Source organism: Pinisolibacter sp. DMC100, assembly GCF_056313705.1.
The window spans coordinates 1,599,140-1,614,063 of sequence record NZ_JBQUZT010000001.1; the positions used below are offsets into that span (position 1 = coordinate 1,599,140).

Annotated in this window: 18 protein-coding genes; 17 read left to right on the forward strand and 1 reads right to left on the reverse strand. The window is 72.5% G+C overall.

All coding sequences use genetic code 11. The features are described from left to right. The first annotated feature begins 3 nt into the window (after positions 1-3). Genes ACT541_RS07420 through ACT541_RS07435 form a run of 4 tightly spaced genes read left to right on the forward strand, consistent with a single transcriptional unit; the run spans position 4 to position 1,603 of the window. The gene (locus ACT541_RS07420) at positions 4-417 is read left to right on the forward strand and encodes a phage major tail protein, TP901-1 family (RefSeq protein WP_476135510.1); all 414 of its coding nucleotides are present in this window, start codon (positions 4-6) and stop codon (positions 415-417) included. Positions 418-427: 10 nt separating this feature from the next. After that, positions 428-841 carry a gene transfer agent family protein gene (locus ACT541_RS07425; protein ID WP_476135512.1) on the forward strand — a complete coding sequence of 138 codons (414 nt, stop codon included), beginning with the start codon at positions 428-430 and terminating at the stop codon, positions 839-841. After that, positions 841-1,023, forward strand: coding sequence for a phage tail assembly chaperone (locus ACT541_RS07430; protein WP_476135514.1), 183 nt, complete (start codon positions 841-843; stop codon positions 1,021-1,023). Before ACT541_RS07425 ends, ACT541_RS07430 begins: the two co-directional genes overlap by 1 nt. Then, a complete protein-coding gene (locus ACT541_RS07435; protein WP_476135516.1) occupies positions 1,010-1,603 on the forward strand; it encodes a phage tail tape measure protein in 594 nt (197 codons plus the stop codon). Before ACT541_RS07430 ends, ACT541_RS07435 begins: the two co-directional genes overlap by 14 nt. A 23-nt stretch (positions 1,604-1,626) precedes the next feature. Here ACT541_RS07435 and ACT541_RS07440 read toward each other — a convergent pair whose 3' ends face one another. Beyond that, entirely contained in the window at positions 1,627-1,884 is a 258-nt protein-coding gene (locus ACT541_RS07440) for an HP1242/YdcH family protein (RefSeq protein ID WP_476135518.1), read from the reverse strand. Between the two features lie 87 nt (positions 1,885-1,971). Between ACT541_RS07440 and ACT541_RS07445 the strand changes: the two genes are divergently transcribed. The 13 genes from ACT541_RS07445 (at position 1,972) to ACT541_RS07505 (ending at position 14,864) form a co-directional block, all read left to right on the forward strand. After that, a complete protein-coding gene (locus tag ACT541_RS07445) occupies positions 1,972-2,622 on the forward strand; it encodes a phage distal tail protein, Rcc01695 family (RefSeq protein ID WP_476135520.1) in 651 nt (216 codons plus the stop codon). Continuing rightward, positions 2,619-3,500 carry a DUF2163 domain-containing protein gene (locus tag ACT541_RS07450; RefSeq protein WP_476135522.1) on the forward strand — a complete coding sequence of 294 codons (882 nt, stop codon included), beginning with the start codon at positions 2,619-2,621 and terminating at the stop codon, positions 3,498-3,500. Before ACT541_RS07445 ends, ACT541_RS07450 begins: the two co-directional genes overlap by 4 nt. Before the next feature lie 2 nt (positions 3,501-3,502). After that, on the forward strand, positions 3,503-3,973 hold the full coding sequence (locus ACT541_RS07455; RefSeq protein ID WP_476135523.1) for an NlpC/P60 family protein: 471 nt from the start codon (positions 3,503-3,505) through the stop codon (positions 3,971-3,973). 4 nt (positions 3,974-3,977) lie between these two features. After that, a complete protein-coding gene (locus ACT541_RS07460) occupies positions 3,978-7,859 on the forward strand; it encodes a baseplate multidomain protein megatron (protein ID WP_476135525.1) in 3,882 nt (1,293 codons plus the stop codon). Positions 7,860-8,168: 309 nt separating this feature from the next. Next, positions 8,169-9,497, forward strand: a complete 1,329-nt coding sequence (locus ACT541_RS07465; RefSeq protein ID WP_476135526.1) for a DUF2793 domain-containing protein — start codon at positions 8,169-8,171, stop codon at positions 9,495-9,497. A gap of 43 nt (positions 9,498-9,540) precedes the next feature. Then, the gene (locus tag ACT541_RS07470) at positions 9,541-9,891 is read left to right on the forward strand and encodes a spike base protein, RCAP_Rcc01079 family (RefSeq protein WP_476135528.1); all 351 of its coding nucleotides are present in this window, start codon (positions 9,541-9,543) and stop codon (positions 9,889-9,891) included. Between the two features lie 8 nt (positions 9,892-9,899). Beyond that, positions 9,900-11,255, forward strand: coding sequence for a phage head spike fiber domain-containing protein (locus ACT541_RS07475; RefSeq protein WP_476135530.1), 1,356 nt, complete (start codon positions 9,900-9,902; stop codon positions 11,253-11,255). Next, entirely contained in the window at positions 11,252-11,611 is a 360-nt protein-coding gene (locus tag ACT541_RS07480) for a hypothetical protein (protein ID WP_476135532.1), read from the forward strand. The genes ACT541_RS07475 and ACT541_RS07480 overlap by 4 nt, the downstream gene beginning before the upstream one ends. 25 nt (positions 11,612-11,636) lie before the next feature. Beyond that, positions 11,637-11,822 (forward strand): hypothetical protein, encoded by a 186-nt coding sequence (locus ACT541_RS07485; protein ID WP_476135533.1) that lies wholly within the window; start codon positions 11,637-11,639, stop codon positions 11,820-11,822. A 48-nt stretch (positions 11,823-11,870) separates the two neighbouring features. Next, on the forward strand, positions 11,871-12,188 hold the full coding sequence (locus tag ACT541_RS07490; RefSeq protein WP_476135535.1) for a PepSY domain-containing protein: 318 nt from the start codon (positions 11,871-11,873) through the stop codon (positions 12,186-12,188). A gap of 43 nt (positions 12,189-12,231) precedes the next feature. Next, positions 12,232-12,909: a response regulator transcription factor gene (locus tag ACT541_RS07495; RefSeq protein WP_476135537.1), complete on the forward strand. Its 678-nt coding sequence runs from the start codon at positions 12,232-12,234 to the stop codon at positions 12,907-12,909. Continuing rightward, positions 12,906-14,282 (forward strand): sensor histidine kinase, encoded by a 1,377-nt coding sequence (locus ACT541_RS07500; protein WP_476135538.1) that lies wholly within the window; start codon positions 12,906-12,908, stop codon positions 14,280-14,282. The genes ACT541_RS07495 and ACT541_RS07500 overlap by 4 nt, the downstream gene beginning before the upstream one ends. A gap of 108 nt (positions 14,283-14,390) precedes the next feature. Then, entirely contained in the window at positions 14,391-14,864 is a 474-nt protein-coding gene (locus ACT541_RS07505; protein WP_476135539.1) for an RT0821/Lpp0805 family surface protein, read from the forward strand. The last annotated feature ends 60 nt before the right edge of the window (positions 14,865-14,924 follow it).

Below are 14,924 nucleotides of genomic sequence, written 5' to 3' on the forward strand. Positions count from 1 at the left end.
GCCATGGCCGTTCAGAGAGGCAAGGACCTCCTCCTCAAGCTCGACGACGCCGGCAACGGCACCTTCGTCACCGTCGCCGGCCTGCGCTCGCGCCGCTTGGCCTTCGCCGAGGAGGCGGTCGACGTCACCTCCGCCGACAGCGTCGATCGCTGGCGCGAGCTGCTCGCCGGCGCCGGTGTCCGCCGCGCCCATGTCTCGGGCTCCGGCGTCTTCCGCGATGCTGCCTCCGACGCCGCGGTGCGTTCGACCTTCTTCTCCGGTGCGCTCAAGACCTGGCAGGTGGTGATCCCCGACTTCGGGGTGATCGCCGGCGCCTTCCAGATCGCCGCGCTGGAATTCTCCGGCGCCCACGACGGCGAGCTGACCTTCGAGCTGACTCTCGAATCGGCCGGCGCCCTGACCTTCACCGCGATCTGAGGGTGTCGCCATGGCCAACCGCCGTCGCGGCGAGGTGGCGGCGATCGTCGACGGTCGCCCGGTCACGCTCTGCCTCACGCTGGGCGCGCTCTGCGAACTCGAGGCGGCCTTCGCCGTCGACGATCTCGCCCGCCTCGCCGAACGCTTCGCGCAAGGCCGCCTCTCGGCCCGCGACGTCGCCCGGATCTTCGCCGCCGGCCTGACCGGAGGTGGCTCCCCGACGACGTCGGAAGATGTATTCGCGATGCATGTCGATGGCGGTCTTCTCGGCGCCGTCGCCGTCGTCTCCGACCTTCTCGCGCTGACCTTCGGTGGCGAGGCGGGGGAGGGGGCGGGCACTCTCCGCGCACCCGAGGGAGACGCCGCGGCGTCCCCTCCGGTGGTCCCGGGGGCGGACGAGCCGCCTTCCCCTGGGACGAGATGATGCGTCTCGCCTTCACCCGTTGGGGGCTGTCGCCCGCCGCCTTCTGGTCGATGAGCCCCCGCGAACTCGCCGCCGCCCTCGGTTCCGGCCGGGCGTCCGAAGCGCCGAACCGCACCGTCCTCGACCGCCTGATGCGCCTTCACCCCGATCTGCCGCCGGAGACGACCCATGGCCAGCAATGACGCCGCCGACACCCTCGCCGGGCTCGACGAGACCACCAAGACGCTGTCCGAACGGCTTTCCGAGATGGACGGCCTGTCGAAGTCGGTCGGTTCGTCGCTCAACACCGCCTTCAAGGGCGCGGTGGTCCAGGGCAAGGCGCTCGACGTCGTGCTGCGCTCGGTCGCCGAACGGCTGTCGAGCAAGGCGCTCGACGCGGCGTTGTCGCCGTTGACCGACGGAATCGGCACCGGATTGTCGAAGATGGCGGGATCGCTCGTCGCCGCCCTCGGCTTCTCGCACGGCGGCGTCTTCTCGGCCGGACGGGTGACGCCCTTCGCCGACGGCGGCGTCGTCTCGACGCCGACCTATTTCCCGATGCGCGGTGGAGCGGGGCTGATGGGGGAAGCCGGGGCGGAGGCCATCATGCCTCTCGCCCGCGGCCCCGATGGTCGCCTCGGCATCGCCGCGCAGAACACGGCGGGGACGACCCACGTCACCTTCAACGTCACCACCCCCGACGCGGCGTCGTTCCGCCGGTCGGAGGCCCAGATGACGAGTATGTTGGCCCGCGCCGTCGGACGGGGACGGCGCGGGCTCTGACACCGGACCCAACGAGGAGGGGCTCAGGTTCCGGTGCGTTCCGGGTGCAGGAGTGCCTGCTGAATCACGTCGAGCTGATGAAGTCGTTTCTTCTTCAGCGTCTCGAGATAGTCGTCCGCGGCAGGCTCCAACTCGTTCTCGATCCGCAGGATCTCGAGGTTCGCTTCGCCGTACGCCTGGACAGCTTTGGAGAACTTTCCGTCCGTCAGCACGAGCGAACGGATTCGCTCGGCATGTTCGGGGAATTCCTCCGCGAGGTCGTGGGTAGAATGAACGCTCATCTCGCTCTCGTCCTCCTCGTCGCGATGGTTACCCGCCCCGCGAAACACCGTCGTTGAGGAAAATCAAATGTTCCGAGGGACACGTTCATGACCGACATCGTCACGGTGGATGCGGCGGAATTTCCGCTCGCCGTCGCTCTGCGTGCGACCGGCGGACCGGAGCGGCGCACCGAGATCGTCGCGCTGGGATCGGGCCGCGAAGTGCGCAACGCCCGTTGGGGGGGAAGCCGCAGGCGGTGGGATGCCGGCTCCGGCGTCCGCTCGCTCGACGACCTCGCCGAGGTCATCGCCTTCTTCGAGGCGCGCCGCGGCCGGCTGCACGGGTTCCTCTTCCGCGACCCGCTCGACGACCGCTCCTCGCTTCCCTCGCGCGCGCCCGGCCCGCTCGACCAGCCGATCGGCACCGGCGACGGGGCGACGGCACGTTTCCAGCTCGCCAAGACCTACGGCGCGCCGCTGCGCCCCTGGACCCGCCCGATCACTCGGCCCATCGCGACGACCGTCCGCGTCGCGGTGGCGGGGGTGGAGAAGACCCGTGGCACCGACTTCTCGGTCTCCGAGACCGACGGCGGCGTGACCTTCCTCGCCGGCCGGATCCCGGCCTCCGGCGCCGCCGTCACCGCCGGGTTCCGGTTCCTGGTGCCGGCCCGATTCGATGCCGACGAGATCCGGGTCGACCTGACCGCCTTCCTCGCCGGCGAGATCCCGACCATCCCGATCGTGGAGATCGTGTCGTGAAGACGCTCTCGCCCGACTTCGCCGCAGCCCTCGCCGGCGGCGTGACGACGCTCGCCACCTGTTGGCGGCTGACCCGCGCCGACGGTGCCGTCTTCGGCTTCACCGACCACGACCGCGACATCGTCCTCGACGGCGTGATCCACGCCGCCGCGACCGGTCTCTCCGCTTCCGAGGCGACGGCGCGGGCCGATCTCTCGGTCGGTGGGCTCGAGGTGGAGGGCGCGCTGGTCTCTGCCGCCATCGATGTCGCCGACGTCGAGGCGGGTCTCTGGGACGGCGCCCGCGTCGCCATCGACGTCGTCGACTGGTCCGACACCAGCCGCCGCGTCGCCATGCGCAAGGGCGTGCTCGGCGAGATCGCGCGGCTCGACGGCGCCTTCACCGCCGAGATCCGCTCGCTCGCCCATGTCCTCGACGAGACCCGCGGCCGCCTCTTCCAGCACCGCTGTGACGCCGAACTCGGCGATGCGCGCTGCGGCCTCGCGATCGTCGCGACGACCGCGACCGTCGCCGCCGTGCTCGACGCCCATCGCGTCCGCGTCGCCGGGCTCGATGCGGCGACCGCCGGCGACTTCGACCGCGGGCTCGCCACCGTCTCGACCGGTGGGGCGCAAGGTCGCGCCTCGGAGATCCGCTTCCACGGCGTCGATGCTCGCGGCGTCGTGCTCGATCTGTGGCAACCGATCGCCGGAGACCTCGCGGTCGGCGATGCGCTCGCCGTCCGCCCCGGTTGCGACCGCCGCTTCGAGACCTGCCGCGATCGTTTCGCCAACTGGCGGTCCTTCCGCGGCTTCCCCCACATCCCCGGCAACGACTTCCTCGTCGCCTCGCCGGCTCTGAGCGCCGTCGTCAACGACGGCGGCGCCTGGGTGTCGTGATCATGGAACGCCCGCCCGTCACCCGTGCCGCGATCGTCGCGGCGGCACGCCGCTGGATCGGCACGCCCTATCGCCATCGCGCCAGCCTCGAGGGCGTCGGCTGCGACTGTCTCGGTCTGGTGCGCGGCCTGTGGCGCGAGTTCTACGGCGACGAGCCGGAGGCGCTGCCGCCCTATGCACCCGAATGGGCCGAGGCCGGCGGCGTCGAGGCATTGGCGGCCGTCGGCGAACGCCATTTCGTGCCGATCGCCCTCGATGCCGCCCGCCCCGGCGACGTCGCCCTCTTCCGCTGGCGGCCCGATCTGCCGGCGAAACACGTCGGCGTCCTCGTCGAGCCGGCGCGCTTCGTTCACGCCTACGACGGCGCCGCGGTGGTCGAGAGCCCGCTCGGCCCCTGGTGGCGGCGCCGGCTTTCCCGCGCCTTCGCCTTCCCCGGCCTCGACGGGTCGGACGCCGCGTCCCCCACGGAGTGATCCCATGGCCACGCTTCTCCTCGCCGCTGCCGGCTCCGCGCTCGGCGGCGCGATCGGCATCGGCGCGACCATCGGTCAGGCGGTCGGTGCCGTCGCCGGCGCGGTGATCGACCGCACCCTGCTCAGGACCTCGCGCGACGTCGAGGGTCCGCGCCTCTCCGATCTCGACGTCCAGGCCTCGACCGAGGGCGAGCCGATCCCGCGCGTCTTCGGTCGCGTCCGCATCGCCGGTCAGGTGATCTGGGCGACCCGCCACGAGGAACAGGCGGTGGTGCAGGAGACCGGCGGCGGCAAGGGCGGCTCGTCGACCTCGACCAGCTGGAAATACTTCGCCAATTTCGCCGTCGGCCTGTGCGAGGGACCGATCGACCGCGTCGCCCGCGTCTGGGCCGACGGCGTGCTGCTCGATCTCGACGCCGTCACCATGCGCGTCCACCTCGGCGCCGAGGATCAGGAGCCCGACGCGCTGATCCTCGCCCGCCAGGGCGGCGTCGCGCCGGCCTATCGCGGCCTCGCCCATGTCGTCTTCGAGCGTCTGCCGCTCGACGAATGGGGCAACCGCATCCCGCAGCTGACCTTCGAGGTGATCCGCGTCGTCGACACGCTGGAGGCCAAGGTCCGCGCGCTGACCTTCATCCCCGGCGCCACCGAACACGGCTACGGCACGACGCCGGTCACCGCGGTCGCCGACGGGGTCTCGGCGGCCGAGAACCGCCACGTCACGACCGCCCGCACCGATTTCCTCGCCGCCCTCGACGAGGCGATCGAACTCTGCCCCAACCTCGAACGCGTCGCCCTTGTGGTGGCGTGGTTCGGCGACGATCTCAGGGCCGGCGAATGCCGCCTGCGCCCCGGCGTCGAGGTGGTGGCGAAGACCGTCACGGGCGGGCCGGCCTGGTCGGTCGCCGGGCTCTCGCGCGGCGAGGCCCGCATCGTGTCGCGCGTCGACGGACGCCCCGCCTGGGGCGGCACGCCGTCCGACGCGACCATCGTCGAGGCGATCCGCGAGATCCGGGCGCGTGGGCTGAAGGTGACGCTCTATCCCTTCCTCGCCATGGACATCCCACCCGGCAACGGTCGGCCCGATCCCTGGGGCGCGGCGGAACAGGCGGCCTTCCCCTGGCGTGGCCGCATCACCGCCCATCCCGCCCCCGGTCGCCCGTCGAGCGCCGATCGCACGGCGGCGGCGCGCAACCAGATCGCCGCCTTCGTCGGTTCGGTCGCGGTCTCCGCCTTCTCGATCGCCGGCGACGCCGTCGTCTGCAGCGCGGGCTCGGAATGGTCGTTCCGCCGGATGATCCTGCACATGGCGCATCTGGCGAAGGCGGCCGGCGGCGTCGACGCGTTCCTCGTCGGCTCCGAGCTGATCGGCCTCACCCGCCTGCGCGACGCGACGGGCGCCCACCCCTTCGTCGAGGCGCTGGTGACGCTCGCCGCCGACGTGCGCTCGGTGCTGGGAGCGTCGACGATCCTGACCTACGGCGCCGACTGGAGCGAGTGGTTCGGCCATCACCCCGACGACGGTTCGGGCGACGTGATCTTCCACCTCGATCCGCTGTGGGCGACCCCGGCGATCGACGTCGTCGGCATCGATGCGTGGTTCCCGCTGACCGACTGGCGCGACGGCGATCATCTCGACGCCGCGATCGCCGATCGGCCGACCGATCGCGCCCATCTCGACGCCCGCGTCGAGGGCGGCGAGAACTTCGACTGGTACTACGCCTCCGACGCCGCGCGGCTGGCGCAGATCCGCACGCCGATCGTCGACGGGGCCCACGGCGAGCACTGGGTCTTCCGCCCCAAGGACCTCGCCGGCTGGTGGTCGAACGCCCATCACGACCGCCCCGGCGGCGTGCGTTCGGCGACGCCGACCGCCTGGGTGGCGAAGTCGAAGCCGATCTGGCTGACCGAACTCGGCTGCCCCGCCGTCGATCTCGGCGCCAACGAGCCCGCCGCCTTCCCCGACCCCAAGTCGGCGGAGGCGCGGTTGCCCGTCTTCTCATCCGGCGTGCGCGACGACTTCGTCCAGCGCCGCACCCTCGAGGCAGTGCTCGATCACTGGGACCCGGCGGTGAACCCGACCCGCAATCCGCTGTCGCCGGCAGGGAAACGCATGGTCGCCCTCGACGGCATCCATCTCTGGGCCTGGGACGCACGCCCCTATCCGGCCTTTCCGAGCGCCGCGTCGGTCTGGGCCGACGGTTCGGCCTGGGTCACCGGTCACTGGCTGACCGGCCGGCTCGGCGGCACCTCGGTCGAGGGGCTGATCGCCGCGATCCTGGCGGAGGCCGGCTTCGCCGACGTCGCCTTCCGCGCCGTGACCGGCCATGTCGACGGCTTCGTCATCGATCGCCGCATGTCGGCGCGCGATGCGCTGGAGCCGCTCCTCGCCGCCTTCGGCATCGACGCGCTCGACGTCGGCACGGCGATCCGCTTCGCCGGCCGCGATCGCCGGATCGACGCGGCGATCATGCTCGACGACCTCGTCGAACCGGAGCGCGGTGCGGTGGTCGAGATCCGGCGCACGCAGGAGACCGAGCTCCCGGCCGAGATCTCCGTCACCTTCACCGACGCGCTGCTCGACCATCGCCGCACCACCGTCACCGCCGGCCGCCGCATCGGCGGAACGCGGCGCTCGACCTCGGCCGATCTCGCCGTCGTCGCACCCGTCGAGGCGATGTGCTCGCTCGCGGAAGGCTGGCTCGCCGACCTCTGGGCCGGTCGCACCACGGCGAAGGTCCGGCTCCCCCCGACCCGGCTCGACATCGAGCCCGGCGACGTCCTCGCCCTCGCCATCGAGGGGCGGACGACGCGGGTGATGGTCGAGGCGGCGACCGACGGTACCGATCGGCTGATCGAGGTCCGCACGATCGACCCGAGCGCGCGCCGGCCGGTGCGCGGCGGACGGCGCGATCGCGGCGGGCTGCTCGCCACGGTGCGTGGCCGGCCGGTCGTCCATGTCGTCGACGTCGCCCATCCGAACGAGGACGGCGACATCCATCGCCCCTACCTCGCCGCCTGGGCCTCGCCCTGGTCGGGCTCGCTCGCCGTCGCGCGGGTCAGGGATGCCGCGACGGTCGCGACCATCGCCACGGTCGACCGGCCGGCGATCCTCGGCGAGACACTGACCGATCTCCCCCCCGGCCCGACGGCGGTCTTCGACCTCGCCGCCCGGCTCGACGTGCGCCTCTCGGGCGGCACGCTCTCGGCCGCCTCCGAGGCGCTGGTCCTCGACGGTGCCAACCGCGCCGCGATCCGCGGGCCCTCGGGCGACTGGGAAGTGGTGCAGTTCCGCGAGGCGGAGCTGGTGGCGCCGTCGACCTGGCGGCTCTCCGGCTTCCTGCGTCGGCAGGGCGGTTCCGACGACGCCGGCGCCGCGACCATCCCCGCCGGCAGCGCCTTCGTGCTGCTCGACGATCGGCTGATCACTCTGCCGATCGGCCGTGAGGACATCGGCCGTGCCGTGACGCTGAAGGTCGGCCCCGCCGCCGACCCGCCGACCGCCGCGACCTGGGTCGACGTCGTCGCCACGCCTGCGGCACGCGGCCTGAAGCCGTGGAGCCCGGCGCATCTGGAAGCGAGCGTCGACACCGCGAGCGGCGACGTCGCCTTCGGCTGGGTGCGGCGGTCGCGGGTCGCGGGGGCCGATTCCTGGGCATTGCTCGAGGTACCGCTCGGGGCATCTGCCGAACGCTGGTCGATCGTGGTCGCTCTGGGTTCGACCGTCGTCGCCTCGGCCGAGACCACGACGCCCGGCTGGCTCTGGTCCAAGGCGGCGCGCGACGCCGCCCTCGGGTCCGCACCCGCCACCGTCACCGTGACGGTGGCGCAGATCGACCCGGAGCTCGGCCCCGGCACGACGCGCAGCGCCGCTCTGACCGTCTGACCGTCAAATCTGGGAAGTTCGCGCTTCGACACCGGCGGCTGCCCCATCGTCCCCTCCCCCCGCGAGGGGGAGGGACAGGGAGGGGGGCAACGGCGTTTCCTCGTCGACGTGAATCCCGACCGCGACGCAGAGCCCCCCCTCTCTGTCTCTCCCCCTCCGAGGGGGAGAGTACCGGAGGAGAGCGCCCTCGGATCGAGACGTGCGGGGCGAGAGGACCTTCTCTGATCCGGGCGCGTCCGCCCGCTGCGCGGCTCGCCGCCGGCCACGTTCACCCACGACCGGGCGGGATGCCGCCTTCCGGAGACCTCCATGACCACCACCCGGCTCGACCTGCCGCTGATCGAGGCGTCGCAGGCGCAGAAACACGTCACCCACAACGAGGCGCTGATGCGGCTCGACGGCGCCGTCCAGCTCTCGGTCGCCGATCGCGATCTGGCCGCCCCGCCGACGAGCCCCGTCGCCGGCGGCCGATGGCTCGTCGCCGCCGGTGCCTCCGGCGCCTGGGCCGGAGCGGCGGGGAAGATCGCCTGCGAGCGCGACGGCGGCTGGATGTTCCTCGCCCCGCGCGCCGGCTGGCTCTGCTGGGTCGAGGACGAGGCGCGTCTGCTGATCCACGACGGCAGCGCCTGGGTCGACTTCGCCGGCAAGGCCGGGCTCGTGAAGGCCGCCGCGCTCGCCGACGGATCGGTGCCCCGCGTCGGCGTCTCGACCACGCCCGACGCCACCAACCGCTTCGCCGTCAAGTCCGACGCCGCGCTCTTCGCCTGCGACGACGCTTCCGGCTCCGGCCACATGCGGATCGCGGTGGAGAAGGCGCTGCCCGCCCGCGACGCCGCGCTGCTGTTCGAGACCGGCTGGAGCGGTCGCGCGCTGATGGGCCTCCTCGGCGACGACGACTTCTCGATCAAGGTCTCGTCGAACGGCTCGAGCTGGACCGAGGCGCTGCGCGTCGCCGCCGCCACCGGCCGCGTCACCGTGCCGACCGGCGCACTCGCCGGGGGAGGGCGCCTGCTCTCCACCCGCAGCTTCACCACCTCCGGCACCTGGACCCGGCCGAGCGGCGTCCGCTTCGTCCTCGTCTTCGCCCTCGGCGCGGGCGGCGGCGGCGGCGGGGCCGGCGGCGCGGCTTCGTCGGGGGCTGCGGGCGGCGGGGGCGGGGCGGGCGGTCTGGCCTTACGCTTCCTCGACGTCTCGGCCGTCGCCTCGCGCGCCGTGACGATCGGTACCGGCGGCACCGCGGGGGCTGCGACCGGCGGCAACGGCGGGGCCGGTGGCGCCACCTCCTTCGGTTCGGACGCGGTCGCGCAGGGCGGCGGCGGCGGTACCGGCATGGCGGCCGGCACCTGGGGCACGGCGGTCGCCGGCGGCCTCGGCGGTACGACCTCGGCGGGCGATCCCGCCTTCGCCGGCGAGCCCGGCTCGCCCGGTCTGCGCTTCGATGCCGGAAACGTCCTCTCCGGCTCCGGCGGTGCCGCGTTCTTCGGCGGCGGTGCCCGCGGCAACGTCGGCAACGTCGCCGGCTCGGTCGCCTCGTCCGTCGGTGCCGGCGGCTCCGGCGGCGTGGTCGCCTCGTCCGCGACCGGCCAGGCCGGCGGGGCGGGCGGCGCCGGCTTCCTGTGGATCTGGGAATTCGAATGAGCCGCCGCGCGCGCCTCGCCACACCACCGAAAGGGACCATCCCATGAGCTACGACAAGGCCTCCGACCGCTTCGGCGCCGCTGCTTCCACCCGCCAGTCGCCGGCGGTCGAGGCGGTGAAACTGACTGCCGCCATGGTCTCCGACACGGCGGATCTCGCGACCTACGCCAAGGCCCTGCGCATCTGGAACGGCACGGCGACGGCGCTGACCGTCATGGTGACGCCGCTCGCCGCCGCGTCCGACCTCGCCGCCGCGGCGGTGCCGATCACCATTCCGGCGGGCTCGGTCGGCTACGAGCCGATCTCGGTGCGCCGCATCTGGGCGACCGGATCGACCGGCCTTTCCGCCGCGCTTTCCGCCGGCACCGTCGAAGTCCTCCTCCTGATCGCCTGAGGTCCGCCATGTTCGCCTTCGCTCTCGCCGTCGGCGTGCCGCAGCGGCGCGCGGCCGGCACCGATTGGTGGCGCAACCCCGATCGTCGCCTCGACGGCGTCGACCCCGGCGTTGCCGTATCCATGCCGATCGGCGGCGCGATGCTCGCCGGCGCCGCGGCGACGCTCGCCGACCTCTTCGCCGTCTCCTCGGCCTCCAAGCGCGTCGTCGGTCCGACCGGCACGCTCGACACGATCGCCGCCGACACTCCCGCCCTCGACGCCTCGGCCGGCCGGCGGCGCCTGCTCGTCGAGGCCAAGGCGGCGACCAAGTACGGGCCCTGTTCCGAGGCGATCGGCGGCACCGGCTACGGTCTCGGCAACGTGTCGCAGGGCGCGGCCTCGCTCGGCCCCGACGGCACGAACGGCATGCGCGAGATCGTCGAGAACACGGCCTCCGGCGCGGCCCACAACTGGTGGTCCTGGACCGTCGCCAACGCCAATGCCGCCGGCGAGCACTGGGCCCACCAGATCGTCGTGCGGCGCGGCGTCGGCGCCCGGAACGTCAAGATCCGCAGCATCGGCAGCGCCTACGTCGGAGCCTACCCGGAGGTCTGCGTCAACCTCGCGACCGGCGCGATCGTCTCGTCCGCCAATGCCGGCCGCGTCGTCGTCGTGGCGATGGCCGTCCCGGGTGTCGGCCCGTGCTGGCGGATCGAGATGACGGCGACGACGACCCAGGCCGGTGCGATCGTCCATTCCGCCTATTTCCTGTCGGGGACGGCGACGAACACCGACTTCTATACCGGCGACGGCATTTCCTCGATCCACTTCGGCTACGCCAATGTCGAGAAGGTCGCCGCGGCGAACGAGCCGCCCTCGTCCTATGTGACGATCCCGTCGACCGCCGCCGTCACCCGCATCGCCGACGACGTGCGCCCCTCGGCGGCGGTCCTCGCGCAGATCGCCGACGCCGGTGGAGCGACGATCGCCGTCCGCGGTTCGACGACCTACGCCGGCAACGGACGCATCGTCGGATATCAGGGCGGCGCGCTGTCGCCTCTCGTCATGTCCAACGCCAACGCGAATTCCGTCGTCGCCTACGACGGCGCGACGGCGATCTCGGCGACGGCCGCGTCCGGAAGCTGGAACGCCTTCGGCGCGGTCGAGGCGCATGGTGCCGGCACCGTCCGGCTGGCGTTCGGCGGTGGCGCGGTGGCGACGAGCGCGACCTTCGTCACCGCCTATTTCGCCCCCACCCAGGTGCGGTTCTTCGCCTGCGTCGACGGCACCAATGCCGTCGACGGGTTCCTCGACGAACTGATGGTCTGGCCCCTCGCGGGGTCCGAGGCCGGTCTCCGATCGCAAGCGAGGGCCTGGGCATGATCACCGTCTTCCTGCGCTTCGCCGACGCGGACGAGGCCGCTGCCGCCGTCCGCTCCCGGCTGCTCGAACCGAGTGTCGCCGAAGGGCTCGTGCCCGGCGAGATCGTCTCGATGGGCTACACCGCCGCCGGTATCCGCTTCGACCTCGCCCCCGTGGGCGGCGACGGCGTCCTGCGCGTCGCCGCCGGCATCGAGACGGTCGAGATCGACGGCATCGGCCCCGTCGAGACGCCGCGGTTCGACCCGCGTCCGGGCTTCCATCTCAACCTGCTCTGGCACGGCGACGAAGGCGATCTCCCGGACTTCGGCGCCGCCCGCATCCACCCCGAGACGCCGGGCCAGATCTTCGCCGCCTGACGGTATCCACGAGAGGAGCATCCCCATGAAAGGCTATCGCACCATCGGACTGAACGTCGCCGCCGCCGTCGTCGGCGCGCTGATGACCACCGACTGGCTCTCCGTCGCCGACCCGAAGACCGCCGGTCTGGTGGTCGGCGGGCTCGGCGTCGCCAACACCGTGCTGCGCTTCCTCACCGACGGTCCGGTCGGCGGTGGCGAACGCGGCTGATCGGGGCCGTTCAGCCCCGGTTCAGGGCGAGGGGCGCAAGGTCGCCCCATGGACCGCATGCCCCTCGCTCTCGCCCTTCTCGTGGCGCTCTTCGCCGCCGGCTCCCCCCCGGCCGCGGCCGAGGACGTGCCGCGCGAGGTCGAGTGCCTGACCCCGGCTCAGGCCGACCTCGCGGTGCGCGAGGGGCGCATCCGCCCCCTGGCGACGATCGCCGGACCGCTCGGTCGCGAGATTCTGCGCGCCCGGCTCTGCCGCAGCGACGACGCGCTCGTCTATCGCCTGATCCTGTTCGACGCTTCCGGCGGCGTGCGTCGCGCGGGGCTCGATGCACGCTCGGGTCGTCTGCTATACGATGGCCGCAAATGACTCCGGCCGCGCGCCGGACGAGGAAAGAGGGGAGCGCGGGACCGTGCGCGTGCTGATCGTCGAGGACGACCGCAATCTCAATCGCCAGATCGCCGAGGCCTTCCGCGAAGCCGAGTACGCGGTGGATACCGCCTTCGACGGCGAGGAGGGCCATCACCTCGGCGACACCGAACCCTACGACGCGGTGATCCTCGACATCGGCCTGCCGATGATGGACGGCATCTCCGTGCTGGAGAAATGGCGCCGCGCCGGCCGTTCCATGCCGGTGCTGCTGCTCACCGCGCGCGATCGTTGGTCCGACAAGGTCGCCGGCATCGACGCCGGGGCCGACGACTACGTCGCCAAGCCCTTCCACATGGAAGAGGTCCTCGCCCGCGTCCGCGCGCTGGTGCGCCGTGCCGCCGGCCGCGCCTCCAACGAGATGGTCCTCGGCGAACTGATCGTCGATGCCCGCGCCGGCCGCGTCACGCTCGCCGGTTCGCCGGTCAAGCTCACCTCTCACGAGTATCGCCTGCTCGCCTATCTGATGCTGCACCAGGGCCGGGTGGTCTCCCGCACCGAGCTGGTCGAGCACCTCTACGATCAGGACTTCGATCGCGATTCCAACACGATCGAGGTCTTCGTCGGGCGCCTGCGCAAGAAGCTCGGCGACGGCGTGATCGAGACGGTGCGCGGCCTCGGCTATTCGGTCGGCCCCGAACGACCCACGGGCCGCCCATGACCGGCGGATCGCTCGCCCGCCGCTTCTTCGTGCTCGCCGCGTTGTGGAGCACGGTGGCGCTGGCGGTCGCGGGCTTCGTCCTGATCGCGGTCTATCGCGGCCATGTCGAACGCGCCTTCGACGACCGCATCGCCATCCACATGAAGACGCTGGTCGCCGCGCTCGCCGACCAGGCCGATGCCGGCAGCAGCTTCCGCATGCCCGACGACCTCGGCGAGCCGCGATTCGAGCTGCCGCTGTCGGGCTGGTACTGGGTGGTGCGTCGCGTCGACGGCGGCAACGTCGTCCTCGCCTCGCCCTCGCTGATCGGCGAGATCCTGCCGTTGCCGAGCGAGGCCGGCGAGACCGTCACCCGCCGCGTGCCCGCCACCGCCTATGTCGAGGGTCCCGATCGCCAACGCCTGCGCGTGCTCGAACGGATCGTCGACTTCGACGGCCTGCGCGAGTTTCGCCTCGCCGTCGCGGCGGATGCCGGCGCACTCGACCGCGACATCGCCGGCTTCCGTTGGCGCGCGGTGACGGTGCTGGCGCTGGTCGGCCTCGGTTCGGTCGCTTCCGCGCTCTTCCAGGTCCGCCTCGCGCTCGCGCCCCTCGAACGCATGCGCGCCTCGCTCGCTCGCATCCGCACCGGCGAGGCCGCGCGCTTCGATGCCGACCTTCCCGCCGAGATCGCCCCGCTCGCCCACGAACTCGACGCCCTGGTCGAGGCCAACCGCGAGGCGATGGAACGCTCCCGCACCCATGTCGGCAATCTCGCCCACGCGCTGAAGACGCCGCTCGCCGTCCTCGTCAACGAGGCGCGCGGCTCCGACGAACCGCTCGCCCGCCACGTCGTCGAACAGGCCGAGCTGATGCGCGAGCACGTCCAGCACCACCTCGACCGCGCCCGCATCGCCGCCCAACGCCGTGTCATCGGCGTCGTCACCGAGGTCGAACCGGTGATCGAACGTCTCGCCCGCGCCATGCGCCGCATCCATGCCGACAAGGGCGTGGCGATCGACGTCTCGGTCGAGCCGGGCCTGAAGTTCCGCGGCGAACGCGAGGACTTCGAGGAGGCGCTCGGCAATCTCGTCGACAACGCCTGCAAGTGGTGCGACGGCCGCGTGCTGCTGACCGCGACGCACGATCCCGCCGTCGCTCGCGACGCCCCCGCCCGCCTGTTGCTCGTCGTCGAGGACGACGGCCCCGGCCTTCCCCCCGAACAACGCGCCGTCGCGGTCGAACGCGGCCGCCGGCTCGACGAGACCGTGCCGGGCTCCGGCCTCGGTCTGTCGATCGTCGAGGAGACGGCGCGGCTCTACGGTGGCAGCTTCGCCCTCGAGGCCTCCGAAATGGGAGGGCTCGCCTGTCGGCTGGTGCTGCCGTCGCTGTGACCGAGGCTGACCTTTCGACCCATTTCGGCCATGATGCCGCACCATAGGGAGCGCGGGCGATCGATGGCGACGCCCCTCGACGATGACGGTTGCGAGCGGAAGGCGGCAATGAAACTCGGGACGTTCGGTGCGATCGGAATCCTCTGCGCCCTCCTCGGCGGCTGCATCGAGACCTCGTCGCAATCCGAATCGGGCGGCGTGGCCGCGAAGCTGACGGGCGGCCTCATCGGCGGCAAGTCGAAGGCGCAGGCGGCCTCCGCCGAAGCCATCTCGGCCGGCGCCGGTGCGCTCTACACGGCGTGGTCGGTCGACGACCTCGGCCGCCAGCTCGACGACGGCGATCGCCGCGTCGCCGCCGAGGCCGACTTCGTGGCGCTCGAGCAGGGCGCCGCCGGCGTCGTGCGCGACTGGCACAACCCCGCCACCGGCCGGCGCGGTCAGGTCACCCCCGGTGCCGCCTACGCGGTCAACCAGTACACCTGCCGCGACTACGTCGACGTGGTGGCGATCGACGGCCGCAAGGAGACGCGGCGCTCCACCGCCTGCCGTCAACCCGACGGCAGCTGGCGCCCGATCTCGTGAGCGTCGACGCTTCGTCAACCTCAATCAAATCTTAAGCGCTTCGGCCGATCTTCGGTCCGA